The organism is Promicromonospora umidemergens (genome assembly GCF_024171995.1).
Classification (GTDB): Bacteria; Actinomycetota; Actinomycetes; order Actinomycetales; family Cellulomonadaceae; genus Promicromonospora; species Promicromonospora umidemergens.
In genome coordinates this window covers 99,034-124,867 of sequence record NZ_JAMTCT010000012.1, presented here as the reverse complement: position 1 = coordinate 124,867, position 25,834 = coordinate 99,034, and the positions used below count along the sequence as shown (strand labels likewise).

22 protein-coding genes are annotated in these 25,834 nt (G+C 70.0%); 9 read left to right on the top strand and 13 right to left on the bottom strand.

Annotation, left to right across the window (positions count from 1 at the left end):
• Positions 1-33: 33 nt before the first annotated feature.
• From APR04_RS18370 to APR04_RS18360, 3 genes are read right to left on the bottom strand one after another with little or no spacing between them, the layout of a single operon-like run.
• The gene (locus APR04_RS18370) at positions 34-930 is read right to left on the bottom strand and encodes a carbohydrate ABC transporter permease (RefSeq protein ID WP_253872752.1); all 897 of its coding nucleotides are present in this window, start codon (positions 928-930) and stop codon (positions 34-36) included.
• A 1-nt stretch (position 931) separates the two neighbouring features.
• Positions 932-1,912 carry a carbohydrate ABC transporter permease gene (locus APR04_RS18365; RefSeq protein ID WP_301312679.1) on the bottom strand — a complete coding sequence of 327 codons (981 nt, stop codon included), beginning with the start codon at positions 1,910-1,912 and terminating at the stop codon, positions 932-934.
• On the bottom strand, positions 1,905-3,215 hold the full coding sequence (locus APR04_RS18360; RefSeq protein ID WP_253872750.1) for an ABC transporter substrate-binding protein: 1,311 nt from the start codon (positions 3,213-3,215) through the stop codon (positions 1,905-1,907). Before APR04_RS18360 ends, APR04_RS18365 begins: the two co-directional genes overlap by 8 nt.
• Positions 3,216-3,471: 256 nt before the next feature.
• On the opposite strand from APR04_RS18360, the gene APR04_RS18355 reads away from it, so the two are divergent.
• Positions 3,472-4,488 carry a LacI family DNA-binding transcriptional regulator gene (locus tag APR04_RS18355; RefSeq protein WP_253872748.1) on the top strand — a complete coding sequence of 339 codons (1,017 nt, stop codon included), beginning with the start codon at positions 3,472-3,474 and terminating at the stop codon, positions 4,486-4,488.
• A 20-nt stretch (positions 4,489-4,508) separates the two neighbouring features.
• On the opposite strand, the gene APR04_RS18350 is transcribed toward APR04_RS18355, so the two are convergent.
• Genes APR04_RS18350 through APR04_RS18340 form a run of 3 tightly spaced genes read right to left on the bottom strand, consistent with a single transcriptional unit; the run spans position 4,509 to position 8,133 of the window.
• The gene (locus APR04_RS18350) at positions 4,509-5,516 is read right to left on the bottom strand and encodes a carbohydrate ABC transporter permease (protein WP_253872745.1); all 1,008 of its coding nucleotides are present in this window, start codon (positions 5,514-5,516) and stop codon (positions 4,509-4,511) included.
• A complete protein-coding gene (locus APR04_RS18345; RefSeq protein ID WP_253872742.1) occupies positions 5,513-6,484 on the bottom strand; it encodes an ABC transporter permease in 972 nt (323 codons plus the stop codon). The genes APR04_RS18350 and APR04_RS18345 overlap by 4 nt, the downstream gene beginning before the upstream one ends.
• The gene (locus tag APR04_RS18340) at positions 6,481-8,133 is read right to left on the bottom strand and encodes an extracellular solute-binding protein (protein ID WP_253872740.1); all 1,653 of its coding nucleotides are present in this window, start codon (positions 8,131-8,133) and stop codon (positions 6,481-6,483) included. The genes APR04_RS18345 and APR04_RS18340 overlap by 4 nt, the downstream gene beginning before the upstream one ends.
• 246 nt (positions 8,134-8,379) lie before the next feature.
• Between APR04_RS18340 and APR04_RS18335 the strand changes: the two genes are divergently transcribed.
• Positions 8,380-10,788, top strand: a complete 2,409-nt coding sequence (locus APR04_RS18335; protein ID WP_253872737.1) for a glycoside hydrolase family 3 C-terminal domain-containing protein — start codon at positions 8,380-8,382, stop codon at positions 10,786-10,788.
• A gap of 103 nt (positions 10,789-10,891) precedes the next feature.
• Here APR04_RS18335 and APR04_RS18330 read toward each other — a convergent pair whose 3' ends face one another.
• The 6 genes from APR04_RS18330 to APR04_RS18305 all read right to left on the bottom strand — a co-directional run bounded on the left by APR04_RS18330 (position 10,892) and on the right by APR04_RS18305 (position 17,456).
• Entirely contained in the window at positions 10,892-11,515 is a 624-nt protein-coding gene (locus tag APR04_RS18330; protein WP_253872734.1) for a GNAT family N-acetyltransferase, read from the bottom strand.
• Between the two features lie 88 nt (positions 11,516-11,603).
• Complete coding sequence (locus tag APR04_RS18325) at positions 11,604-12,224, bottom strand: ribonuclease FAU-1 family protein (RefSeq protein ID WP_253872731.1); 621 nt, start codon at positions 12,222-12,224, stop codon at positions 11,604-11,606.
• A gap of 24 nt (positions 12,225-12,248) precedes the next feature.
• The gene (locus tag APR04_RS18320; protein ID WP_253872729.1) at positions 12,249-13,097 is read right to left on the bottom strand and encodes an AAC(3) family N-acetyltransferase; all 849 of its coding nucleotides are present in this window, start codon (positions 13,095-13,097) and stop codon (positions 12,249-12,251) included.
• A 15-nt stretch (positions 13,098-13,112) separates the two neighbouring features.
• Entirely contained in the window at positions 13,113-14,489 is a 1,377-nt protein-coding gene (locus APR04_RS18315; RefSeq protein ID WP_253872726.1) for a UCP032817 domain-containing protein, read from the bottom strand.
• Between the two features lie 99 nt (positions 14,490-14,588).
• A complete protein-coding gene (locus APR04_RS18310; protein ID WP_253872723.1) occupies positions 14,589-15,458 on the bottom strand; it encodes an HAD family hydrolase in 870 nt (289 codons plus the stop codon).
• 585 nt (positions 15,459-16,043) lie between these two features.
• Positions 16,044-17,456 carry an IS1380 family transposase gene (locus tag APR04_RS18305; RefSeq protein ID WP_253872720.1) on the bottom strand — a complete coding sequence of 471 codons (1,413 nt, stop codon included), beginning with the start codon at positions 17,454-17,456 and terminating at the stop codon, positions 16,044-16,046.
• A gap of 163 nt (positions 17,457-17,619) precedes the next feature.
• Here APR04_RS18305 and APR04_RS18300 point away from each other — a divergent pair, with 163 nt between their 5' ends.
• From APR04_RS18300 to APR04_RS18290, 3 genes are all read left to right on the top strand, one after another.
• Positions 17,620-18,660 (top strand): helix-turn-helix domain-containing protein, encoded by a 1,041-nt coding sequence (locus APR04_RS18300; protein WP_253872718.1) that lies wholly within the window; start codon positions 17,620-17,622, stop codon positions 18,658-18,660.
• Positions 18,661-18,679: 19 nt separating this feature from the next.
• Positions 18,680-19,606, top strand: coding sequence for an inositol monophosphatase family protein (locus tag APR04_RS18295; protein WP_253872715.1), 927 nt, complete (start codon positions 18,680-18,682; stop codon positions 19,604-19,606).
• Between the two features lie 90 nt (positions 19,607-19,696).
• A complete protein-coding gene (locus APR04_RS18290; RefSeq protein WP_253872713.1) occupies positions 19,697-20,035 on the top strand; it encodes a hypothetical protein in 339 nt (112 codons plus the stop codon).
• Positions 20,036-20,074: 39 nt separating this feature from the next.
• On the opposite strand, the gene APR04_RS18285 is transcribed toward APR04_RS18290, so the two are convergent.
• Positions 20,075-21,337, bottom strand: a complete 1,263-nt coding sequence (locus APR04_RS18285; RefSeq protein WP_253872711.1) for an N-acetylglucosamine-6-phosphate deacetylase — start codon at positions 21,335-21,337, stop codon at positions 20,075-20,077.
• Between the two features lie 275 nt (positions 21,338-21,612).
• On the opposite strand from APR04_RS18285, the gene APR04_RS18280 reads away from it, so the two are divergent.
• From APR04_RS18280 to APR04_RS18265, 4 genes are read left to right on the top strand one after another with little or no spacing between them, the layout of a single operon-like run.
• Positions 21,613-22,920, top strand: a complete 1,308-nt coding sequence (locus APR04_RS18280) for an ABC transporter substrate-binding protein (RefSeq protein WP_253872708.1) — start codon at positions 21,613-21,615, stop codon at positions 22,918-22,920.
• Positions 22,921-22,973: 53 nt separating this feature from the next.
• Positions 22,974-23,909, top strand: a complete 936-nt coding sequence (locus tag APR04_RS18275; RefSeq protein ID WP_253872706.1) for a carbohydrate ABC transporter permease — start codon at positions 22,974-22,976, stop codon at positions 23,907-23,909.
• Entirely contained in the window at positions 23,909-24,808 is a 900-nt protein-coding gene (locus tag APR04_RS18270; RefSeq protein ID WP_253872703.1) for a carbohydrate ABC transporter permease, read from the top strand. The genes APR04_RS18275 and APR04_RS18270 overlap by 1 nt, the downstream gene beginning before the upstream one ends.
• Positions 24,805-25,779 (top strand): aldo/keto reductase, encoded by a 975-nt coding sequence (locus APR04_RS18265; RefSeq protein ID WP_253872700.1) that lies wholly within the window; start codon positions 24,805-24,807, stop codon positions 25,777-25,779. The genes APR04_RS18270 and APR04_RS18265 overlap by 4 nt, the downstream gene beginning before the upstream one ends.
• Positions 25,780-25,834: the final 55 nt, after the last annotated feature.

Sequence of the window (25,834 nt, the reverse complement as noted above, 5' to 3'; positions counted from 1 at the left end):
TCTCGGCGTAGTGGTGGGCAGGGCGGGGTGCGGTCACTTGATCGCTCCGGCCGTCACGCCACGGGTCAGGGTGCGCTGGAAGATCAGGAAGAACACGACGGCCGGCACGAGGGAGACGAGCGAGCCTGCGTTGATCGTCGGCGCGTCCATCATGCGATCGCCCTGCAGCGAGGCAAGGGCGATGGGGATGGTCTGGGTGTCGTTGCTGGTCAGCATGACCAGCGGGATGAAGAACTCGTTCCAGGTCCAGATGAAGAAGAAGATCATCAGGACCGAGAGCGTCGGCCGCACGATCGGGAAGACGACCTGCCAGAGGATGCGCCACCGGCTGGCGCCGTCGAGCGCGGCGGCCTCGAGGAGCGCCGGCGGGAACGTGCCGAGCACCGAGGACAGCAGGTAGGTGCCGAACGCCGACTGGATGACGGTGAAGATGATGATCACCGACCACTGGGAGTTCGAGAGCCCGACCGCCTGCGCCATGGTGAACAGCGGGTAGATCAGCGCCTCCTGCGGCAGCATGTTCGCCAGCAGGAACAGCGCGACGATCCACAGCCGCCCCTTCACCCTGCCGATGCCGATCGCGTAGGCGTTGAACAGCGACAGCAGCGCGGCGAGCACGGCCACGACCGCCGAGATGAAGAACGAGTTCCAGAGCTTCACCGGGAACTCCGTGCGCTCCCAGAAGGCCACCACCCCGTCGAGGTAGAGGCCGGACGGCAGGGCCAGGGGCCCGTTCGCCGCATAGTCCTGCGGCGACTTGAACGCGTTGAGCAGCATGATCCCGAACGGCGCGAGGACCGCGAGGCCCACGACCACCGCGGCGGCCAGCACGAGCCAGCGACCGACGCCGCGGCGGTACCGGGTGTCGACGGCGGTGCTGCGCAGCTGAGCCGTTCGTGTGGTCGCGCGCACGTCTGTGGCGACAGCCATGTCAGGTCCCCTCCCGCTCACGTCGTTCCGCTCGGCCCTGCAGACCGAGGATGATCACGGCCACCACGACGATCACGAGCGTGAGCACCGTGGCGATCGCGGCTCCGTAGCCGACCTGGGACTTGTCGAAGAAGCTCAGGTACGAGTAGTAGCTCGGCACGAGGGTCGAGCTCTCGGGTCCGCCGCGCGTCAGCACGTAGATGGGCCCGAACACCTTGAGCGCCGCGACCGTGCAGGTCAGCGTGACCACGAAGATCTCAGGCCGGATCTGGGGCACCGTGATGGCCCGGAACCGGTCCCACCAGCCGGCGCCGTCCAGCTCGGCCGCCTCGTAGAGCTCAGGGTCCACCCGCTGCAGCGCCGCCATGAAGATGACCACCGGATAGCCCATCTGGACCCAGATCAGCACGAGCATCACCGACGGCAGGGCCGTGCTCGGGTCGCCGAGCCAGTTGGGCGGCGTCTCGATGCCGATCCCGCGCAGGAGCACGTTGAGCGCCCCGGTCTGGGAGTTCAGGATCCAGTTCCACAGGACGCCCGCCACGGCCACGGGCAGGATCTGCGGCAGGTAGTAGGTGGCCCGCAGCACCGACGAGACGCGCTCGCCGAACCGTCGGCCGAGATAGTCGAACAGCACAGCGGCGAGCACGAGCCCGAGGAGCGTCGGCACGACGACCATCGCGACGATCATCGCCGCCGAGTTGGCGAACGACGTCCAGAACTTGTCGTCGGCCATCAGGTCCACGTAGTTGCCCAGCCCGTTCCAGCGCAGCGGCGCCATGCCGCCGCGCCACTTGAACAGGCTGAAGTACACGTTGGTCACGAGCGGGTACCCGATCACCACGAGGAACGCGATCCCGCCGGGCAGCAGGTAGGGCAGGTACCCCACCCACCGGGCCCGACGACGACGGCGCGGCCCGTGCGAGGCTCGCGGGCGCTCGGCCGTCCGCGGTCGCTCCTCGGTCAGGGTGCTGTCAGCCATCGAGCAGGTCGGCCTTGCCGTCGTCGTACGAGCTCTGCAGCCCGTCCAGCACCTCGTCCGGGGTCTTGGACCGGTTCACCAGGGACTGCAGCTCGCTGACGATCACGTCGTAGTAGCCGGCCACCGGCCAGTCCGGGTAGAACGCCAGGCCGTCCTCGTCCAGGATCGCCTGGAAGTTCTCGGTCAGCTCCCGCGTGCGCTCGTCCTCGATGACCGAGGCGTCGCCGGCGACGGGCAGGCCACCCTCTGCGGCCAGCACGTTCTGGACCTCGGGCCGCAGCGTGATGTCGATGAACTCCTCGGCGAGGCTCTGGGAGTCGGCGTTGGCCGGGACCACCCAGAGATTGCCCGACGAACCCGTGTGCAGCGTGTTGCCAGGGAAGTTGAACTGGCCCCAGTCGGCCTCGACCTCGGTGGCGAGCCGGCCGAACCACCAGGACCCGCTGACCATGAGCGGGTAGGTGCCGTCGATGAACGAGACGCCCATGTCCTCGGCGGTGAGCGCTGCCGAGTCGGAGGCGATGTAGCCCTTCTCGATCCACTCGTCGAGCTTCTCGGTGGCCTTGGTCATCGCCTCGTTGTGGAAGTCGACGTCGTTCGCGAACAGCTGGTAGTCGTCCACCAGGGCGCGGTCCCCGTAGGCCAGCACGAGCTCGTACCAGAGCTGGCCGAGCGGGTACTCGGCGCCGGCCTCGGCCAGCGGCGTGATGCCCTCCTCCTTGAAGGCGGCCAGGACGTCGTCGAACTCGTCCAGGCTGGTCGGCACCTCGAGCCCGTGCTCGGCGAACATGTCCTTGTTGTAGTAGACGCCGACGAACTCGCCGTAGTTCGGCACCCCGTACCACTCACCGGAGCCCATCAGCCCCTGCTCGTCGTACGTGGCGGTGGTCGCCAGCGAGCCGGTCAGCTTCTCGTCCCAGCCGCGCTCGGTCGCGGCGTCGGTCAGGGGGGTCAGCAGGCCCTGCGCCGCGAGCTGGCCCGCCGTCGCGTTGCCCTTGTTGAACTCCATGACGTCAGGCACGTCGTCGCCGGTGAGCACGATCTTGGCGTTCTTCTGAATCTGCTCGAACGTCTGCTTCTCGACGTCGACCGTGACGTCGGGGTTCTCCTCCTCGAAGATCGTGATGGCCTCGGCCCAGGCCTTGCCCATCGCCGAGTCCTCGTTCTCGTAGTGCCAGATCGTCAGCGTGCTGGCGTCGGTGTCGCCACCGCCACCGCCACCGCTCTGACCGGTGCAGCCCGTCAGCGCCAGGGCGCCGGCCAGCGCGGCCGCCGCGGCAGTCATGGTCCGCCTGTGCTTCATCGCATCTCCTTGGTTCGCAGAGCCCAAGAGGGCTCACCTTGCGGCCGCGCCCAGACATCTGCGTCTGGATCGTCGAAGCGTTTCAATACGCTAACCCCGCGCGCTCACGAGTGTCCAGTGCCATCGGAGATTAAATCCGCTACCATTTTGTCGAAGCGCTTCCCTGCCATGCGGCACACTGGTGTGCCCGGCGCGTCACACGCACCACCTGCCACCGCACCAGGCACACTGCGGTACCGATGAGATGAGGAGCTCTGTGGCTACGATCGACGACGTCGCCAGGGCGGCGGGGGTCTCGACCTCGACCGTGTCCTATGTGCTGTCGGGCAAGCGGCCCATCTCCGCGCCGACGCGGGCCCGGGTCGAGCGCGCCATCGAGAAGCTCGGCTACCGGCCGCACGCAGGGGCACGGGCGCTGGCCTCGTCCCGCACCAACGTCATAGCGCTCATGGCACCCCTGCGCGTCGGGGTGAGCGTGCCCGTCATCATGCAGTTCGTCGCCGGCGTGGTGACGCGTGCGCGCGACTTCGACCACGACGTCCTGCTCCTGACCCAGGACGACGTGAGCGGCCTCGACCGGGTGACCAGCGGCTCCATGGTGGACGCCCTGGTGATGATGGACATCGAGGCGGACGACCCGCGGGTGCCCCTCGTGGCGGCCGCCAAGCAGCCGACAGTGCTCATCGGCCTGCCGGAGGACCCGGAGGGGCTGAGCTGCGTCGACCTCGACTTCGAGGCCGCGGGCCGGCTCGCCGTGCGGCACCTCGCCGGCGCCGGCCACACCGACGTCGCGCTCATCGGCTCCCCGCCCGAGGTGCTGCGGCGGCACACGTCCTACGCCGAGCGGATGATGCGGGGCCTGCGGAACCAGGCCAAGAGCTCCGGCGTGACGGTCGACGTGGAGGCGTGCGACTCCACGCCGTCGGGCGCCACGGAGGCCGTGGACACGCTCCTGGCCACCGCGCCGGACACCACGGGGATCATCGTGCACAACGAGGGCGCGCTCCCCCACGTGCTGGCACGCCTGGCCGACCGTGGCATCGTGGTCGGCACCGACATGTCCGTGGTCGCGGTGTGCCCGACGGACGTCGCCCTCTCCCAGCGGATCCCGATGACCAGCATCGACCTGCCCGCCGAGGACATCGGCAAGGTGGCCGTCGACATGGTCATGGCCCGCCTCGAGGGCGAGCAGCCGTCCGAGACCAGGCTGCTCGCCCCCGTGCTCACCGAACGCGCGAGCTCGGCGCCCGGGCCCGCCGGCGCGCTCGGCTGACGGCGGGCTCCCCGTGCAGCTCACCCCTTGATGGCCCCGAAGATCACGCCCTTCGTGAAGTGCCGCTGCACCATGGGGTACACCACGAGGATCGGGATGATCGCGAGCACCATGACCGCCATCTTCACGGGCAGGCCGGTCACGGCGCCGTCGTCGACGTCGACCTGGCCAACGCCGCTGCCGGGGAGCGTCACCCCCTGCAGCACGTAGGACCGCAGCACGAGCTGCAGCGGCCACTTCGCGTTGTCGTTGATGTAGAGCATCGCGTTGAAGAACGCGTTCCAGTAGCCGACGCCGTAGAACAGCGCGACCACCGCGACGACGGCCTTCGACATGGGCAGGACTATCTGCCCCAGGATGCGCAAGTCCCCTGCGCCGTCGATGCGGGCCGCGTCCGTGATGGACCGGTCGATGCCCATGAAGAACGCCCGCAGGATCAGCACGTTGAACGCGCTCACCGCCCCCGGGAGGATGAGCGACCAGTAGCTGTCGATCAGCCCCAGGTTGCTCACCAGCAGGTACGTCGGGATCATCCCCGCGCCGAAGAACATGGTGATGAGGAAGACGAACAGCAGCGGCCGGTGCGCGAAGGAGCCTGGCCGGCTCAGCCCGTACGCGGCCAGCACGGACACGGTGGTGGACAGCACGGTGCCGACCACGGTGATCCCGATGCTCACGATCGTGGCCCGGGTGACTATCCCGCCGGACAGGATCTGCACGTAGGCCGAGAGCGACAGGCCGCCCGGCACGATGACCAGGCCGCCTGACCGGGTGATGTCCGCCTGGGTGGAGAAGCTGGTGAGCACCACCGTGTACAGGGGGAACAGCACGGTCGCCGTGATGACCAGCAGCGCCACCCCCTTGACGACGAGCCCCAGCGGGTTGGGGTCCTCCTCCCAGACCGGGCGGTTCTTGCCGCGCAACAGGGCGCGATATCGGGCGGAGCGCCGCGGCGGCGGCTTCGGCGGCTGCTTCGGCAGCCGCGTGGGCGTGTGCTTCTTGGCGTAGTTCTCGGTTCGGACTGTCATGCGCGCTGGTACACCCCCGCCTCGCCCACGAGGTGGGCGAGCTTGTTGGCCCCGAGCACCAGGGCGAGCGAGACCAGGCCCTTGACGAGCCCGGCGGCGGCCGCGAAGGCCCAGTCGCCGTTCACGACACCCTGGTAGTAGACGAACGTGTCGAGCACCTCCGCGACGTCGGTGCCGACGGCGCCGCGCTGGAGGATGAGCTGCTCGAACCCGACGGTGAGCGAGTCGCCCAGCCGCAGGATCAGGAGCAGGATGATCACCGGCCGCAGCGCCGGGAGGGTCACGTGCCACATGCGCCGCCACCGGCCGGCGCCGTCGACCACCGACGCCTCGTAGAGCTGGGTGTCCACCGTGGCCAGCGCCGCGAGGAAGATGATGATCCCCCAGCCGGCGTCCTTCCAGACGGACTGTGCGGTGATGAGCAGCAGGAACGTGTCCGGGTTGGTCATCAGGTCGAAGCCCGAGTACCCCGCCTCTCGTAGCCGGCTCGCGACCATCCCCGCCCCGCCGAAGATCTGCTGGAAGATCGTCACGACGATCACCCAGGAGAAGAAGTGCGGCAGGTACACGATCGACTGGATGGTGGTGCGCAGGCCCGGGCTCAGCACGCTGTTGAGCAGCAGCGCCAGCACGATCGGCACCGGGAAGAAGAACACGAGCTGGAACGCGGTGATGATCAGCGTGTTCGAGACGGCGTCGAGGAACAGCGGGTTGGTGAAGACGCGCGCGAAGTTGGCCCAGCCCACGAACGGGCTCTCGCGGATCCCGACGTACGGCGAGTAGTCCTGCCAGGCCACCACGTTGCCGGCCATCGGCACGTAGGCGAACACCGCGAGGAGCAGCACTGCCGGAGCCACCATGATCAGCAGGGTGCGGTCGCGCCGCATCCGCGTGGTCCAGGGAATCTTGCGGTGGGGCGGGCTGTCCGCGCGGGAGGTCGCCGTGCCCGTCGAGGTATCGGTGCTCACTTCTTGTCCAGGATGTCCTGGTAGAAGGCGCGCAGCTCCTCACCGCCGGAGCTGCTCCACGTCGCGATCGCTTCGTCGAGGTCCTTCATGGTCTTGCGCCCGCGCGCGATGTCCTTCTCGAGGTCCTCGAACGGTGTGGCGAGCGACGCGAACTGCGCCGGCTCCGTGATCTGCATGCCGTAGAAGAGCGGCTCCTCGACGTACTCGGAGGCAGCGGCCATCCACGTGCAGTAGGCCTCGACGTAACCCGGGTACTGCACCTGAGCGTTCACCTTCGGTGGGTCGACGAGGAAGATGTACGACGGCGCCACCTCGCTGGCCGCGGCGTCCGTCGCCTGGGGCAGACCGTCGCCGTCGATCTCGTAGTGCTCGCCCTCGAGGCCGAAGTTGACGAGCTGGAACTCCGTGGTGCCGAACGGCGAGGCGAGGAAGTCCGCGGCGGCGAGGAGCTCCTCGATCTGCGCCTTGTCGTCCGTCTTCTTCAGGAACGAGAACATGTCCGCCGGGGCACCCTTCCAGACCCGCGGGGTGCCGCCGTCGTGGGCGATCGGGTCGAAGGGCCGCGGGTCGAAGGCCGGGTTGCTCGGCAGCACCCGGCCCAGGGACTCGTGCCAGCCGCCCACGCCGTCGTTGACGACGAGGATCTCGCCCGCCTCGAAGAGGGGCTTCATCTCCTCGGGCTTGTCGGCCACGGCCGTCGGGTGCACCGCACCCGACTTGTACAGCCGGGCCTGCCAGTCCAGCGCCGCCCGGTACTCCTCGGACTCGATCCGGCTGACCAGCGAGCCGTCGTCGGCCAGCTTCCAGCCCTTCTCCGGCGGCACCGCGAACATCATGTTCGCCGTGATCCACTGGTCGGCCGAGCCCCAGCGCTTCTTGCCCGGGTCGGTCAGCTCCTTGGCGAGCTCGATGAGCTCGTCGGCGTCCTTGGGCTGCTCGGTGATGCCGAGCTCCTTGAGCATGTCGGCCCGGTAGAACGTCGCCAGGTGGACGAGCTCCCCCGGGAACGGCAGGCCGTAGAGCTTGTCGTTGAAGACGCCGTAGCGCCAGGCGTCCGTGGGGATGTTGGCGAGGTTCTTGTACTTCTTGACGTTGTCACCGGACAGGTACGGCGTGAGGTCCTCGAAGAGGGCGTCGACGGCCTGGGAGAACCGCGGCGGGAAGTTCCAGGTGGGCACGCACACCCAGTCCGGCACGTCCTTCGCCGAGGCGAGCACGGCCGCGAGCTTGTCGCCGTAGGTGTTGCCGTCGGAGATCTGGAACTCGACGGTGGCCCCCATCGCCGCGTTCACCGAGTCGAAGTAGGGGTTGCCGGACGTCTTCGGGATGGCGCTCCACAGCGGCGTCATCGCCGTGTACGTGCCGCCGGACCCGGGCGGCGTCGCGAAGGCCGTGACGAGCTCGTCCGGGATGGCGGCGTAGCCGGCGGTGGAGCCGTTCACGGACGGGAAGTCCGGCTTGACGTACTCGACCGGCACGTAGGTGGGCAGTACGCCAGAGCTCACGGCGCCACCACCCTGCGCGGAGCTCACCGGACCGCTGGTACAGGCCGTGAGCAGGGACGGCACGCCGACGACGCCGGCACCGACTGCGAGAAAGCCGAGGAAGGACCGGCGGCTCAGCCCGCCGGCCAAGTGGGTTGCTGTCATGGCTCTTCACTCCTTTGTGGACAGCGCGGCACGTCAGTGTGCCCGGACCCGACAGGGAGGCGAGCGATTCTTCGTCGAAGCGCTTCGACCTCTGTCGATGGCAAAACCATAGGGCAATGCTGGGAACGAAGGCAATGATTCGCCCAAATTGCCCGCTGGCCATTGAACCGTTTCGAGAGCCCGTTTACCCTTCGACCGGACGCTGATGACCACCGGGCAACCCCGACGACAAGGGAGCACGACGACGTGCCAGACGAGACACAGCACCTTTTCCGCGACCCAGCGGCGCCGCTGACCGACCGGGCCCGCGACCTCCTGGAGCACCTGACGCCCGACGAGCGCCTGAGCCTGCTGCACCAGCACCAGCCGGCCATCGAGCGGCTGGGCCTGGCCGCCTTCCACACCGGTGCCGAGGCACTGCACGGTCTCGCGTGGCTCGGCCGCGCGACCGTCCTGCCGCAGCCCGTCGGGCTGGGCGCCACGTGGGACACCGACCTGCTCCGCCGGCTCGGGGACCTGGTCGCCACCGAGGTGCGCGCCAAGCACGCCGAGGACCCGGCGGTCTCGCTGAACGTGTGGGCCCCGGTCGTGAACCCGCTGCGCCATCCCGCCTGGGGGCGCGGCGAGGAGGGGTACAGCGAGGAGCCACGCCTCGTGTCCCAGCTCGCCACGGCGTACTGCCGCGGCCTGCGCGGCGACCACCCGACGGTCTGGAAGACGGTGCCCGCCCTCAAGCACTTCCTCGGCTACGGCAACGAGACCGACCGCTCGGCGACGTCGTCGAACCTGTCCGAGCGGACCCTGCACGAGTACGAGCTACCCGCCTACCGTGGGCCGATCGAGGCGGGCGTCGCCGGCGCCGTCATGCCCTCGTACAACCTGGTCAACGGGGTTCCGGCCCACACGTCGGGCGCCCTCCTGGCCGAGCTGCGGTCGTGGGCGCCGGGTTCGGTGGCCGTCGTGTCCGACGCCGGCGCGCCCACGTTCCTGGTCTCCGTCCAGCGGGCCTTCGCCTCCCACGCGCAGGCGCACGCCGCCGCGGTGCGCGCGGGGCTCGACTCGTTCACGGACAACGACACCGACCCGTCCGTCACGCTGGACCGGCTGCGCGAGGCGCTGGCCGCCGGCCTGCTGACGCGGGACGACGTCGACGTCGCGGCCCTGCGCATGATCGAGCTGCGGCTGCGCACCGGTGAGCTCGACGGGCCGGCTGACCCGTACGCGCACATCGGCCCCGAGGCCATCGACCTGCCGGAGCACCGGGCGCTGGCCCGCGAGGCCGCCACGAAGTCGGTGGTGCTGCTGCACAACGACGGGACGCTGCCGCTGCGAGCGCCCGAGCGCATAGCCGTCGTCGGGCCGCTGGCCGACCGCGTCCTGACGGACTGGTACTCCGGCACCCCGCCGTACGCGGTGTCCCTCGCTCGCGCGGTCACCGAGCGCTACCCCGACGCCGTCGTGGAGGTCGTGGACGGAGCCGACCGCGTGGCGCTGCGCGCGACGTCGACCGGCCGGTACGTGACGATCACCGCAGCGGGCGAGGTGACCGTGTCGGCGTCCGACGCCGGACCGGAGACCCACCTCGACGTCACCGACTGGGGCGACGGCCTGCTCACGTTCGGCTCGGTGACCTCGGGCCGTCTCCTGACGGGCGCGGGCTGGATCCTGCGGGCCGACGCCGATCGGGTCGGCGGCTGGGTGGTGCAGGAGTCGTTCCGGCGACACCATCATGACGACGGCACCTGGTCGCTGCACCACGTGGCGAGCGGTCGCTGGCTGCGGGTGCAGCGCGGGTCGGGGCTGCTGGTCGCCGAGGCCACCCGGCTCGCCGACGCCGAGCGGTTCACCTGGCGCACCGTCGTCTCGGGGCACGCCGAGGTCGCGCGGGCGGCGGCGAGCGCCTCCGTGGTGCTCGTGGCCGCGGGCAACGACCCGCACCTGGGTGGACGCGAGACCGAGGACCGGACCAGCCTCGGGTTGCCGGGGTCGATGGCAGAGATCTGGCGTGTGGCCCGTGAGGCGTGCCCGGCGGCGGTGCTGGTGCTGACGTCGTCGTACCCGTACGTGCTGGGGCCAGGGCTGCCCGGGTTCGACGCGACGCCGGGCGCGCTCGTCTGGGCGTCGCACGGCGGGCAGGAGGCAGGCACCGGGCTGGTGGACGTGCTGTCGGGGGACGCCGAGCCGTACGGGCGGCTCGCGCAGACGTGGCCGGCCACCGAGGCGCAGGCCGGCGACCTGTTCGACTACGACGTCGCCCGGCAGGGTGTCACCTACCGGCACCTGGCGAGCGAGCCCGCCTACTGGTTCGGGCACGGGCTGAGCTACACGACCGTCGGGTACGAGGGCCTGCGGCTGGTGGCGGACACCGCGGTGGTCTCGGTGCGCAACTCCGGGGACCGGCTCGTGGACGAGCTCGTCGCGGTGTACGGCTTGTCGCCCGACCTGCCGGTGCCCGCGGCCGGCCGGCAGCTGCTCGGGTACGCGCGCGTCCGGCTGGAGCCGGGGGCACGGGCGGAGGTGCCGGTGCCGCTGGACCTGGGCGCGCTCGCCGTGTGGCAGGGCGGCGCCATGGTGCTGCAGCCAGGCTCCTACGGCGTGGCGTCCGGGCCGTCGGCCGGTGACCTGCGGACGCGGGCGGACCTGACGGTCGGCTGACCCCGGCGCTGCTGTGCGCCGCCCGGAGCTGATTCGTGTTCAGCAGGCTCGGGGAGTCCATAACCTCGGGGGTTCTGGTGCTCCCGAGCCTGCTGAACCAGTCTCAGGAGCGCGCGTGCTCGCGATCGAGGATCGCGTAGACGACCTCGGTGGACCACACGCCGTCGCGCAGGTCGTTCTCCACGAGGCGGGCCTCGTTGCGCATGCCGAGGCGCTCCGCGACGCGCACCGAGGGGGCGTTCTCCTCGTCGATGCGCGCGAACACGCGGTGGAACCCGTAGGCGGAGAAGGCGAGCCGGAGGGTCGCGCCGGCGGCCTCCGTGGCCAGGCCCTGTCCGCTGACGTCGGGGTGCAGGGCGTAGCCGATCTCGACCTGGCGCGGGCCAGCCGCCCACTTGAGCAGCGTCTCGCCCACCACGTCGCCGTCGAGCTCGACCGCCAGCACCAGGACGTCGCCGGGCTGCTCGAAGGGGGCGTTCGACCAGGTGCGTAGCTTCAGCACCGCCGTGGGGTGGTCCCACGGCGGCAGGTACATGTACCGCACGACGGAGGTGTTGGAGCGCCAGGCGAGGAAGGCCTCGGCATCGGCGGGGACGACCGGGCGGAGCGTGAGGCGGTCGGTGGTCACGGGCCAGGCGGGGTCGACACGGTGGGCGAAGGCGGGCGGGGCGGGTCGAGGCGAGGAACCGGGTGCGGCGGGCCTGGGGACCGGAACGGAAGAGGGCACGAACCGACCGTAGCGCCCACGAACCGGGTTGCCACCGGAAATGGGACGACAGCCGCCGGGCAGGACGCCGCTACCGGCGAGTCGCTGTTCAGCGCGTCTCGAACGGCAGGCTCGCCCAGTCGGCGGGGATCTCGCGGGGCTGCCACGACGCGTCGGGCGTCCAGTCGGCCCAGGCCTTGTCCCACCAGAGCTCGCCGGCGTCGAGCAGGCCGGCGATCCGGTCGCCCTCGGCGCGGATCTGCTCCATGCGGCCGGGGTAGCGCGCCGGCCCGGTCTCCTCGAACTCGACGACGTCCTTGAACTCGTACGTCTCGGCGTCGGCGGCCCACCACACGTCCAGCTCGTGGTCGAGCGTGTCGAACCCGATGGCGGTGCGGCGGGGCGCGTCCTCGAGGTTGAAGTACCAGCCCTGGAAGGCGCGCTCGGGACCGGCCCAGAACAGGAAGAGCGAATGCTCCACCCCGGCCCAGTGGAGCTCGAGCCGACCGTGCCCGCGCCAGCGGGTGCCACCAGCGGCCTTCCAGGGGTGCTCCCCCACGGGGAACGCGCCGGCCTGCGGGTATGCCAGCGTCGTGCCGCCAGGGGTGTAGGTGACGAGCAGGTCGCCGTCATCCTGGACACAGACCTGCGGGACGGCGATCCACGGCTCGCCGCGCATGATCTCGCGACGCACTACGGTCTGGCCGGGCTGGAACACGGGAGACGTCATGCTCGGCACGCTAACAGCGGTGCGCTACGAACCGGCGGCATCGACGTCGACCTCACACCGGTTACGCGACATCCAGTCCACCGCGAAGTCCACGAGCGACCGCTGGTCCATGAGCCGGGCAGCGGCGGACCCCACCTGCCCGAGGGTGACCGCGCCGGTCTCCTCGAACGCGGCGCCGAGCCGGTCGAAGTCCTCCTCGCCAGTCATGAGGTCCGTCCAGGTCACCCAGCGACTCGTCCCGTCGGCGTCGCTGATCGCCGCGCCTGTCTCACCCATCGGGGGTGCCGCCTGACGGCGCTCGGCTAGGTGCAGGGACGTATTGGAGTCGTGACCGCAGCCGAGGAGCAGGACCCGGCCGCCGAGCCGGTAGACCGCACCGATCGGAGACCTCTCCCCGTGCGACTCGGCGAGGTCGTGCTCCACGGTCACCTCCCGGGCGCGGGCGCCGAGCGCGGCGCAGGACACCTGCGGGTGCCCGCTGCGTAGGGCGCCCGGCCAGGTTCGGACGACTTCAGACAGGACGCCGACCCAGCGGCTGGGCGTACGTGCGGGGTCGAATCCGGGCGTCTCGGACCGGATCACCGGCCACCACTGCTCGGGGACGGGCGGATCCTGCCAGCCTGCCGGGTCGGTGTTCTCCGACGTGTGGGTCGGGACCACGAGGGTGCCCTCAGGGCCCACGGCCGACAGCAACGCTTCGACAACGGCCTGCACGCCGCCCGCTACGAAGCCAAGGCTCTGCACGGACGAGTGCACCAGCAGCACGTCACCCGGGACCACGCCCAGCGCCCGCAGGTCGTCGTCAGTGTGGCCGCGGTATGCGGTCGAGCTTGATCCATCCGGGGAGCGTAGTTCCGAGCCCGAGCCGCACACACGGGAATTCTGACCTCACATGGCACGAAGTCGGCGATGGGTCCAGAGTTGCGCGCCACGGGTCGGGGCCTCGCGGTGCGGGCTGGGGAATTCGATGGAGAACCGCCTCCACTGGCCGTAGGTGGTCGCGGCGAACGTGGTGAGGGCATCCGCCGTCGCGCTGGCGTGCTGGATGCCCCAGGTGCCCGAGACGAGTTGTTCGGCGTCGGCTGGGTCGTGTCCTTCGGCGATCAGCCGGATGGTGAGCAGCGCGGCATCGATCCAGGGCGGGCCGGTCCGCGACCACGCCCAGTCGATGACGCTCACCGTGCCGTTGTCCACAAGCAGGTTCAGCTCGTGGATGTCGGCGTGGACGAGGCTGTCCCCGGCCAGGGCGTTCGGTGCCTCGTCGTCGAGGTTGACCAGCAGGTCGAGGTGCTGCTTCTCCCACGCGTCGAGCTGGTCCGCGTGGTTGTCTGCGAGCCACTGCCACCCGGCCAGCCGCGTGTACTTGCGGCGGAGCGGGGCCACGTCGGGTGCGGGGCTCGGCGTCAGTTCCTCAGCCAGGCGCGAGATGGCGTCGACCACGGTTGGTATGTCGGGCGAGCCGGGTGAGAAGTCGGCGTGCTCGCCGGGTACGGGCTCGTACCCGGCGAGCAGCCAGCCCCCGACCTCGATCGTCCACAGCAGGCACGGGACACCGGAGACGCGGTGCCGTAACCAGGTGTTGACGCGGATCTCGTGCCGGTGGGCTCTGAACAGCCGTACGTCGGTCGGGATGCCTTTGACGAACACGCTCCCGTTCGCCGTGTGCAGCAACGCGGACAGGGCGGAGTTCCGGCCGGCGGACGGGGTCTCCGTGCGTAGGATCGCCCCGCATCGCGCCTCGATGGCGTTGCGGACGTCGGCGGGCAGCTCGTCCCAGGATCGGCGGTTCATGTGTGTCTCCCTGTCGATCAGGCGGGCGAGCTGGTTGCAGCCCGCGTGGCACTGCGAGCACTTGCCCGCGTGCGCGGTCGGCCACAGCTCGGTGTCGACATAGAACCCTGCGGCGTCGATGGCGTCCACGGTGTAGCTGAGCGTGTCGTGGACGCCCTCGGCCGACTCGTCGTCGGGGTCGGTGGGCACGTGGTGCAGGAAGCGGCCGGCGACCCGGTCGCAGAACTCGGCGTAGTCGACCGTGTGCAGGATGAACTCGTGCCAGCCCGGGTCCACGATCTCGGACGCCGAGAGCGGGCGCCCCTCGTGTGTGGCAGTGGTTCCGAGGAACGCGAGGGCCTGGTCCACGATCCGACCGGCCATGATCAGGTCGTGGTCGTGCTCCTCCGCGACTCGCTGGACGAGCCGGTGGAACAGCTCGGGGTCGACAAGCTCCCTGCCCTCTCGCAGGCCGCGTGCGATGGTGGTGGTCATGTGCTTCCTCCTCGTTGTGCGGGGTGGTGCCTGCACGTACGCCCGCCAGGAGCGGGCTTGCGGCCGGGCGGCGGTGCTGGGCACCGTCCAGCCGCAAGTTCAGTGGGCCTGGACGGTGGTGGCGGTCACTGCGCCCGCCCGGGTCTCGCCCGTGAGGTCCTCACGATCGGGCTGAGCAAGCGCATGCAGGATCAGAGCCGCACCGTCGTCCTCGACGTCCTTGGTCGCGTAGTTCGCGGAGAACCGGACCAGCGCAGACGCGTTACCCATCGCGATACCTCGCTCGGCCCAGGTCAGCATCGAGATGTCGTTCTCGCTGTCCCCGACGGCGACCGTGCGGCTCTTCGGGATGCCGAGATCGCGGCGGATCGTCTCCAGAGCGGTCGCCTTGCTCACCCCTCCGGGCGTCACGTCGACCCAGTCCGGGCGGGTCCGCGTGGCGGTCATCCCGCCCGCCCGAATCGACGGGACGAGGTTCTGCGCGCCCGCGCCGTAGATGGCCAGGCGCGGGGTTGCCTCCGCCCACAGGTCGTCGAGTCGGGTTGCCTCGACCTGTTCGCCGCCGAGTTCCTGCGGAGGGAACGGCTGCGAGACGTGGTAACCCACGCCGACGATCTCGGCCGCTATCCGAAGGTCGGGGCGGACGACGGACACGAGCTGCACGACGGCCTTCGCATCAACCGTGTGTATCCCGACGAGGTCGTACGCACCCCTGTTCAGCCGGACGACGACGCTTCCGTTCGAGGCGACGATCCAGCCGTCTGTGATTCCGAGGAGACGTGCTGCGTACAGCGCTCCGGACAGAGAACGTCCCGTGGCGAGCACAAGTTCGTGCCCGACACACGAGGCGGCCCGGATCCCAGCAAGAACGGCAGGGGTCGGGTCCTGGCCTGTCACGAGGAGAGTTCCGTCGATGTCGAGCGCCACCAGTCGCCGCACGATCTGCGTGCTCGGCTCGGTCGCGGTCATCGGACTGCTCCCACAGGCTGGCGCCCGGCGAACGCAAACCGGCTACCGCCGCAGTCCTGGCGGCGGTCAGCCGTGGCATCCCGCTTCGCCATGGCTCCACTGCCATAGCTGACATCCTTCGCGCTGGTCGTAGTTATCACGGCGGTTCCTTGGGTCGGTGGTGAGAAGCTCGACCAAGGTCGCATCCGATCGGGAGTGCAGACGCCTGTTCGGCAGGCCAACGGCGAACGGATTTTTGGGTGTCTTGACCGGTGGTGCTGCCTTCGCCCGCAAACCTTGCCCATTGCAATGGGCAAAAGGGTCCAGGATGGCTAAGGTTCGGGTGTGGAAGGGCTACCTGCCGTGAGAAAGCCGTCTGCACCGCCGCGCTCACGCACCAATCAACGCATAGGAATCACTCCTCAGGCGCGAGGCAGAGAACTAGCCCGGATCTTTCATCGCTCGGGTGAGCGTGGCTGGGGCGGCGTCGGTGCCGTCGTTGGGGCGTGATTCTTGCAGGTGGGTGTGACAACGCGGCCGGCGTCGGCCGGTCGCCGGGTTCCACTGGTCCGGATGTGCGGGGTCGTCGGGACGGTCTGGCCGGGGTCAGCCAGGTGCGGGTCCGAGGGTCCGCAGCCGATGGATGCCGTCGGCGGCGAGGCCGGCCCAGGGCGCGTGGTCGGCCAGGTGCAGCACGAGGCCGCGGGCGCGGCGGGCCAGGACCGCCGGGGTCGTGAACAGGCGCAGCCGCAGGCGTTTGGGTTCCCACCGGCGGGCCGGCTCGTCGGTCAGGGCGAGGGTCTGCATCCAGGCGGTGAGGTCGCCGGCCAGCGCGACGATGGCGCACCAGATCCGGTTGGCGTCGAACGAGGCCAGGGGCAGATTGGTCAGCCCGGTGTCCTTCGCGCAGCGGATCCGGTCCTCGCAGCGTGCCCGACGGCGGTGCCGCAGCTCGAGCGCGGCGAGCTGGGTGCCCGCGCCGCCCGGGGCGGTGTTGGTCGCGAACGCGGTGATCCGCATGCCGTCGACGTCCTCGAACCGCAGCTGCGCCCCGGGGTGAGGCCGTTCCTTGCGGACGATGACGCGCATCCCGGGCGGCCACCCGGTCAGGTCCATGAGTCCGGTCAGCTCGGCGACCCAGGCGCCGTCGCGGACCTGGTCGTGGGCGTCGTAGGCCTCGGTCCACACGTCCTGCGGGATCTGGGCGAGCAGGTCCGGGGTGTTCTCCGGGAGCGTGAACCCCACGCTGTAGGACAGACCCCGCCTGGCCAGCCACGCGATGAAGTCGTGCGTCCCGCCGGCGCCGTCGGTGCGGACCAGGACCTTCTTCCCGGCCCGGCGGCCGGGAACATGGCCGGGCAGCTGACTGAGCGCCTGTTTGACCACGGCGATGTGGTCGGCCGCGGTGTTCGACCCGGCGTTGCCGGGTCGCAGCCGGATCACCAGCGGTTCCCCGGTCCCGTCGGCACCATGGTCGACGAACGCGCACAAGGGATGGAACCCGAACCCGCGCTTGAACGTCGGCGCGGCCTGCTCCTTGTCGGAGTGCGCGGTCACCAGGGTGGCGTCCAGATCGATCACCAACGGGTTCCTCGCCCCGGTGTCGTGGTCCGGGGCGTGTGTCTCGGCCAGGGCCCACGCCCGGGCGCGAGCTGCCGCCCGGGCCCGGTCGATCGCGGCCAGCGACCTGTCGGCATCAGCAGCCAGCGCCGTGATCGTGCGCGAGACCGTCGCATCGGATGCGACCCGACCGAAGATGCCTGGCTCGGACCGCAGCAACGCGATGTCCGCGCAGGCGTCGCCGCCCAGCACGAGCATGATCGCGAGGTCGAGCAGGACCTTGCCCGGATCATGCACCGCCAGCGGTTTGCGCCACGGCCCCAGCTCCCGGGTCAGCACGGCGTCGAGACCGACTGCGCGGACGGTGTCGGTGACCAGCACCCCGCCCGCGTTCCCGACCGCTCCCACGTTGCGGACATCGACTCTGGGGCGCGGGTAGAACCCGGTAGGCTTCCTCACCTGAAAGGTGCTCCTGATTCTGGACTGATACGACCTTCGACAAGCCGTATTATCCCAGCTCAGTGGCACCTTTCGCTCTCATCAGCCAGCCCGCGGACACCTCACCGATGAAAGCCCGAGGCTAGCCGCGCAAGGGAAGAAACTGTGGACCGAGCTGAGGTCCGTGAAGGACGCCGCAGTCGAGCTGATGGCCCGGTACCCAGACGTACCGAGCTTGCAGGCACACCGGTATGCGGCCGGCTTGTCACAAGACCAGGCAGCCGGGCGCTATAACGACGTCACCGGAAATCAGACCAGCCTGGGCGGCACGACCATCAACGCCTGGGAGACGTGGGCCCGCGGCCGAGGACAGGGCTCACCGCCCTCGATGTCGAGCCTGCTCATCCTGTGTGCTGCCTATGGCAAAGGTCCCTTGGGCGTGGCCGAGGAGAGCATCAATCCCACAGAACTGATCGCCGAAGCCTACGAACGCCTTACGGCCGAGGACCAACTCGCTCTCAAGCAGTTCGCCACCGACAAGCAAGCGATCAGAGGCGACGCATCAGCCCCGATACCTGGCGCAGCACACAACAGTGTTCGCCCGGCGAGGGAGTGGCAGGGTCAGACCGGTCAGGAGTTCATCTTGACGGTGCCCACCGTCGAGTACGGCAATCCTGATATCCAGGTGTTCAGCCTGCCTAATCCTCAGCCGGGGCGATTGCTCGATCTGACGTGGGAGACGTTCGGCCACGGCGTTCAGAGCCTGTCGCATCAGATCAAGAATCTCGGCAAGCGCCTCGACGCTGACATCTGTTTCGGGATCAACGAGGCCGGGCTGGTGATGGCAACATTCCTCGCCTCGACCCGGTTCGCCCGATGCCCTATCGGGTACCTGCGCTGCAACAAGGTGAGCGACGGCGTCGAGCTCGACGAGGCGTCCTTCTTCCCCGACGCCAGAGACGCTCCCACCATCGTGATCTGCGACTTTGAGGTCAAGCACGCCGATGTGATCGGCTATATCGCACGACAGGTGCGCGCGAGGTACCCCAGAGCCGAGCTGTACTTCGCCGTGTTCGGTGCGATGACCAAGGACCGAGAACTGGCGGTCGACAGCTTCGACGATCTGACCGGTGCGAAGATCATGCGCGCCGCGGACTTCGAGGCCGTGTTCATTGCCGCCACCATGAGCCCGCCGGGCATTGAGCCCCCGCTTGAGTTGCGATAGCCGACTGGAGACACCCTGCATGAGCAGCGAGCCCCCGATCCCGAAGCTGGCGGAAACCATCGCCGATCTGGTCAAGGCCACGATGGAGGAGATCCGGCCACGCCTCGTGCAGGCCGCGCTCACTGGTCGTCGTGCAGAGAACGAGAACCTGCGCCACGAGGACAACTTCCTGTCCGACTACGACCTATGGATGCACCACCGTTACCAGGAGCTCCTCGCCGAAGTCATCCCGTCCTTCATCTACGCCTCCGAGGAGGACGACCCGCAGATCATCGGCGACGATCCCGACCCCGACCTCTGCGTCCTGGTCGACCCCCTGGACACCAGTGAACTAGCGGTACGGGCCCTGCACGGCTACACCCACCTCATGGTCTACTCGCGATCGATGAGGCGGCCCGTCATCGCGATCGTCGGCGACATCTTCCACCACGTCCAGCTCTACCTCGCGGTGCACGACGACGGTTCGGACCGAGCGTTCCTGATCACGGCGGACGGGGACCGGCGCGCCCTGGAATCGCCGTCGAACGCTCACCTCTCCCAGGCGCTGGTCACCAACTACCTCATGCGGCCCGCCGAACGGTTCAGGCCCCTGGCACAGCAAGAACGCTTCTTCGACCTGCTCAGCGGACCCGGTGAGGACGGGAGAGCGAAGGGGCGGATCGGTGTCGACTTCGGGTCCATCAGCCTGTGCCACGTCGCTGCCGGGTTCACCGACGCGACCATGGAGATCGCCAAGGGCTTCGCCGTGTGGGACCTGTCGCCCGGGCACTACATCCTGCACGCTGCCGGAGGCGTCACCATCGACCTGGACGGCAACCCCATCGCACTCGACCACGGTCTCAACACCCTGGCTGAGATCAACACGACGATGGGCCAGCGACGGAAGTTCATCGCCGCAGGCAACCATGCACTCGCCGAAGAGATACGCAGCGCCATACACTTCTAGGAGCGCCCAACCGCCCTCGGTCGACGTCACGACTTGGCCGAACGGGCCCGTGTTTCACCACCAACGTGCCTCGCGCGCGGAGCCGACAGTGTGTTCGCAGAGGCGGTACTCGCGGCGGGCGGACGCCTTGTGGCGGTGATCCCGTCGCAGGACTACCGGCAGGTCAAGGTCAAGCCGGACCACGCCGCTCTGTTCGACCGGCTCGCCACCGCCGCGACCGAAGTTCTGGTGCTGGAGCACCCGACCGCCGGCCGTGACGCTTACCAGGCAGCGAACGAAGTACTCATCGCCCGGGCCGACCGGCTCGTGGCCGTGTGGGACGGTGCACCGTCCAACGGCAAGGGCGGCACAGCCGACACCGTCACGCTGGCGCGTGACGCAGGTGTGCCGGTCGACGTCGTATGGCCCCAAGGAGCAGCCCGCGGCTGATGGTGGAGAGCTGGTCGGGCTGATGGAATCTTCGATCGGCTACGCCCCGGCAAGGTCGACGTCAACACCGTGGCGCAGCACCCGAACCGGGCGCAGGTCCGCGTCGGTGACCAGGACGTCGGCGCGGGCGCCCGGCTCCAGGCTGCCGACCTCGCCCGTCAGCCCCAGGACCCGGGCCGGCACCACGGTGGCCGCCCGGACGGCGTCGACCAGAGGTACGCCTCCGGTGACAGCGCAGCGCACGACGTCGACCAGGTGGGCGGTGCCGCCCGCGATCGGCCCTTCTCCCCCCGCGGCCTCCGAGGTCAAACCCTCCGTGATGACCCGCGCGACGCCCTCGAGCACCTCCACCGACATGGGTCCCAGCTCGTAGTGCCCGTCGGCCATGCCGGCCGCCGCCATCGCGTCGGTCACCAGCACCACCTGGTCCGCCCCCACCATGTCGAACACCGAGCGGACCATGGCCGCGTCGAGGTGCACGCCGTCGCCGATGAGCTCGACGACCATGTCCCCACGGGCCGCCGCGGCGAGGCACGCTGCGATGGGGCCTGGCTCGCGGTGGTGCAGCGGCCGCATCCCGTTGAACAGGTGCGTGGCGGTCATCGGCCCGAGCGTGCCGCCCTGGGCGGCCAGAGCCTGGGTGACCTGCGCGATCAGCGCCTCGGCCTGCTCGGTGCTGCCGTCGGTGTGGCCGAGGGAGGGCAGCACGCCGGCGTCGACCAGCGCCTCAGCGGCTCCCCCGGCACCCATCACGCCGGGCACCTCGGGCGCGATGGTCATGGTGCGCAGAAAGCCGCGGGCTGCCTTCGCGAGGTCCCTGACCAGGTCGACGCTGCCTTCTTGCAGGTCAGCCGGGTTGTGCGCGCCCCTGCGGCGGTGCGAGAGGAACGGCCCCTCCGCGTGCAGCCCCTCGATCTCGCCGGCCACGGCCAGCTCGGCCAGTACCGCCGCCCGCTGCAGCAGCACCTCCGGCCGGGCCGTCACCAGCGACGCGAGCATGGTCGTGGTGCCGTGGCGGCGGTGCTCCAGCACACCCGCCAGCGCGGCGGCGGACGAGGTCACGTCCGGGAACGAGACGCCACCCCCGCCGTGGTTGTGCAGGTCGACGAGCCCGGGCAGCACGTACGTCTCGGGCGCCGTCGGCACTGACTCGACGAGAGGGCCGTGACCGGCCGCGACGGCGTCGGGCAGCGAACCCGCGAAGGTGACGCGACCGCCGGAGGTGACGACGACGCCGTCGTCCACCACCCGGGTCGGCTGGACCAGGCGGCCACGCACCACGAGAGCACCGGAATCAGTCATGCGGACATCCTGCCAGGGTCGTGCCGAAGGTCCACGGTCCCGAACGGGAGCGGGCCGTCACGCCGTCCGGCATCGGCACGACGTCGCGCAACCGCTTCGACTCCGGCTGACCGCGGCGGACCGGAATGACTGGGCTCCAAGGCCCACTGCGAAGGGAAGGGCCTGCTGGGTCCAGCCTTGACAGCCCTCCCGACGCATGGTGATGATGAGGACCTTCATCGAAGCGCTTCGCCGAAACTGGTGCGGACGTTCACCACACGTCAAGGAAGATGTGAATGATGCGTAGGACTGTCCCGGTCATGGCCACGCTCTCAGCGGTCGCCCTCGCTCTCACCGCGTGCTCGTCGGGCGCCGGCTCCGGCGGTGCCGATCCCGACGACGGCGGGCCCATCACTCTCGACTACTGGGCGTGGGGCACGGCGCAGCAGCCCATGGTCGACGCGTGGAACGCCGCCAATCCCGACATCCAGGTGAAGCGGACCGACGCCGGCGGCGGGACCGACTCGTCGGCGAAGCTCGTGACCGCCACGCGCGCCGGGAACGCCCCCGACGTCGCGATCGTCGAGTACAACACCCTGCCGGCGATGATCGTGGCAGGCGTGGCCGGGGACATCTCGGAGCACGCCGACGGGCTCGATGACGAGTTCGCCCCTGGCGTGTGGAGCCAGGTGACCTTCGACAGCGCCACCTACGGCGTGCCGCAGGACGCGGGCCCCCAGGCGCTCACCTACAACAAGGCGCGGCTCGACGAGCTCGGCATCGAGGTCCCGGCCACCTGGGACGAGTTCGCCGAGGCGGCGGAGAAGGTCCACGAGGCGGACCCCGACACCTACCTCACGACCTTCGCACCGGCCGAGTTCGGTGGCTTCGCGGGGTACGCGCAGCAGGCCGGCGCCGAGTGGTGGTCGGTCGACGGGGACACCTGGACGGTGGACATCGACGACGACGCGTCCGTCGCGGTCGCCGACTACTGGCAGGACCTCATCGACCGCGATCTCGTGCTGGCCGAGCCCATGCTCACCCCCGAGTGGAACGCCAAGGTCAACGAGGGCGAGGTGCTCTCGTGGCCGGCCGGCCTGTGGGCCGCCGGGGTGCTCTACGGTGTCGCCGAGGAGAGCGCGGGCGACTGGGCCATGGCCCCGCTCCCGCAGTGGGAGGAAGGTGACCCGGCCGTCGGGTTCCAGGGCGGGTCCGCCGTCGTGGTCACGACGTCGACGGAGCACCCGGAGGCCGCCGCCGAGTTCGCCCGGTGGATGGGCACCGCCGACGAGGCCTCCGCCGCCCAGATCGAGCAGGGACAGTACCCGGCGTCGCTCGCCGGTCAGGAGCTGACCCTGGCGAGCGACCCGCCCCTGCTGATGCCGCAGCAGGAGGACTACTGGGAGACCGCCGCGGAGATCACCCGGGCCACGATTCCGGAGATCAGCTGGGGACCCAACGTCAACGTCGCGTCGAGCGCGTTCCAGGACGCGATGTCGACGGCCGTCACGGACGGCACGCCCCTGCGCGACGCCCTGACCGAGACCGAGGCCGAGGTGGTCGACGACATGAGGACCACCGGCTTCGAGGTCACCCAGAAGTGACTCCCCGGACCGACGACGACGCCGGTCCCAGGCCTGCGAAGGAGCAGCCCGCCATGAGCGCCGTCACCGACACGCCCCCGCCCGCGTACCGCCGCGCGCGCCGACGCTGGGCAGCCCCGGCCCTCTTCCTCCTGCCGGCAGCCCTGCTCTTCGTCGCGTTCCTCGCGATCCCGATCTGCTACGCGCTGTACCTGAGCTTCCGGGGGATGCGCATGGCGGGCGGGGGCCCGTTCGGCGTCCGGCAGGAGACGTGGGTCGGACTGGACAACTACGCCGCGGTGTTCACCGACCCTGAGCTTCTCGCAGGGCTTGGACGCCTCGCGATCTACGGAGCCATCGCCGTTCCGCTCACCCTCGGGCTCGCGCTCACCTTCGCGCTCCTGCTCGACCTCCCCCGCGTGCGGGGCGCCCGGTTCTCCCGGACCGCGATCTTCATCCCGTACGCGGTGCCCGGCGTCGTGGCCACGCTCCTGTGGGGCTTCCTCTACCTGCCCTCGACGAGCCCGGCCGGCTGGATCCTCGAGCGGGTCGGCCTCGGCGGCATCGACGTGCTGCACGGCCCGATGATCTTTCCCTCGGTCGCGAACATCGCGATCTGGGGCGGAGTCGGCTTCAACATGATCATCCTGTACACCTCGCTGCGCGGGATCCCCGTGGACGTGTACGAGGCCGCGCGGCTCGACGGAGCCAGCGAGTGGGACATCGCCTACCGGATCAAGATCCCGCTGGTCGCCCCGGCCCTGACGCTGACCGGCCTGTTCGCCCTGATCGGAACCCTCCAGGTGTACGGAGAGCCCACGACGCTGCGGCCGATGACGAGCGCGATCTCCCAGACCTGGGTGCCGTTGATGTTGATCTACCGCGACGCCTTCACCCGGGACAACCTGTCCCTCGCCGCCGCGTCGTCGGTCGTCCTCGCACTCGGCACGCTCGTCGTGTCGGTCATCCTGCTGCGCGTGACGCAGAAGCGTTCGTTCGGAGAGTCCTGATGAGCACCGTCACCACGCCCCGCCCCGTGGGCACCCGACGCCTGGTCGGGGAGCGCCCGGGCCCCGCGAGCCGGCGCGGAGCGGTACTGCCGACCGTGGTCCTGTTCCTCGGCGCCCTGTACTGCCTCGTGCCAGTGGCCTGGGTCCTGGTCGCCTCGACCAAGTCCAGCTCCGAGCTCTTCTCGACGTTCACCTTCCTGCCCGGCACGGGCCTGCTCGAGAACCTCCGTGACCTGTTCGCCTACGGCGACGGCCAGTACGTGCAGTGGGCGCTCAACAGCGTCCTCTTCGCCGGCGTCGGCGCCGTCGCCTGCACCGTCGTCTCGACGATGGCCGGCTACGCGCTGGCCAAGTACGACTTCCCCGGACGCCAGGTGGCTTTCTATGCGATCCTCGGCGGTGTGCTGCTGCCGGGTATCACGCTGGCCATCCCGCAGTACCTGCTGATGTCGAAGGTCGGCCTCGCCGGGACCTACTGGTCGGTGCTGCTGCCCTGTCTCATCTCGCCGTTCGGCATCTTCCTGGCCCGCGTCTACGCCATGTCGGCCGTGCCGACCGAGACGATGGAGGCCGCACGCATCGACGGCGCGAACGACGCGCGCGTCTTCGTCTCGGTCGCCCTGCCGATGATGGTGCCCGGAATGGTGACGATCTTCCTGCTGCAGTTCGTGGGGATCTGGAACAACTTCCTGCTCCCGTTCATCATGCTGTCCGACGAGCGGATGTACCCCCTCACGGTCGGCCTGTACACGCTGCTGTCCAAAGGGTCGGGGACGCCGTCGCTCTACACGCTCGCGATCATCGGCTCGGCCGTGGCGATCATCCCGCTCGTCGCGATGATGCTGGTGCTGCAGCGGTACTGGCGCCTCGACCTGATCAGCGGCGGGCTCAAGGGATGAGCGCCGCCCTCGCCCACCGGGCTCTGGGGACGACCGGGTTGCGCGTGCCCTCGGTGGTCCTCGGGACCTCCTCGCTCGGCCGGCGGCTCGACGCAGCTGGTGCGGCCGCCGTGCTGCGCGCCGCCGCGGCCTCCGGGTGGCGCACGTGGGACACGAGCAACGAGTACGGCGACGCCGAGGCGTTCATCGGCTCGGCTCTCGCCGGCGTCGACGGCGTCGACGGCGACGGCGTCGACGGCGACGGCGACGGCGTCCTCGCCGGCACCGTCCAGGTGTTCACCAAGGCCGACCCGGTGCCCGGCTCCGGCGACTTCTCGGGCGCCCGTGTCCGTGCGTCCGTCGCCGAGTCCCTCGAGCGGCTGGGCCTCGACCGGCTGCCGCTGGTGCACTTCCACGACCCGGAGCGCATGACGTTCGCCGACGCCATGGCGCCCGACGGGCCGGTCCGCGCGCTGCTCGAGCTGCGCGAGGCCGGCACGATCGAGCACCTCGGCGTGGCCGGAGGGCCGGTCGGGCTCCTGCGGCAGTACGTCCGCACCGGCGAATTCGAGGCCGTCGTGACGCACAACCGGCTCACCCTCCTGGACCGGTCGGCCGAGACCCTCCTGGACGACTGCGCCGACCGCGGCGTGGGCGTCCTGAACGCCGCACCGTTCGGCGGGGGCGCCCTCGCCGACGACGACGGGCCCGTACGCAGCTACCACTACCGCGACGTCGACCCCGTGCAGCGGGACGCGGTCCTGAGGATCCGCGCGATCGCCCGTGCGGCGGGGATCCCCGTCGGCGCGCTCGCGCTGCGGGCCGGCAACCGCGACCCGCGGGTAGCAGGGACGATCGTCGGCGTGACGAGCCCCGCCCAGCTCGCCCAGGTGACGGCGTGGGCCGGCGCCGACGTGCCGGACGACGTCTGGCCGGAGCTCGACGCCGCCCTGCCCGACCCTGCCCAATGGACCGGAGAGCTCGGCCGCTAGCGCGACCTCCCGCGCCGTCCACCTACCACCATCGCCCCACCGACCCGAGGACGAC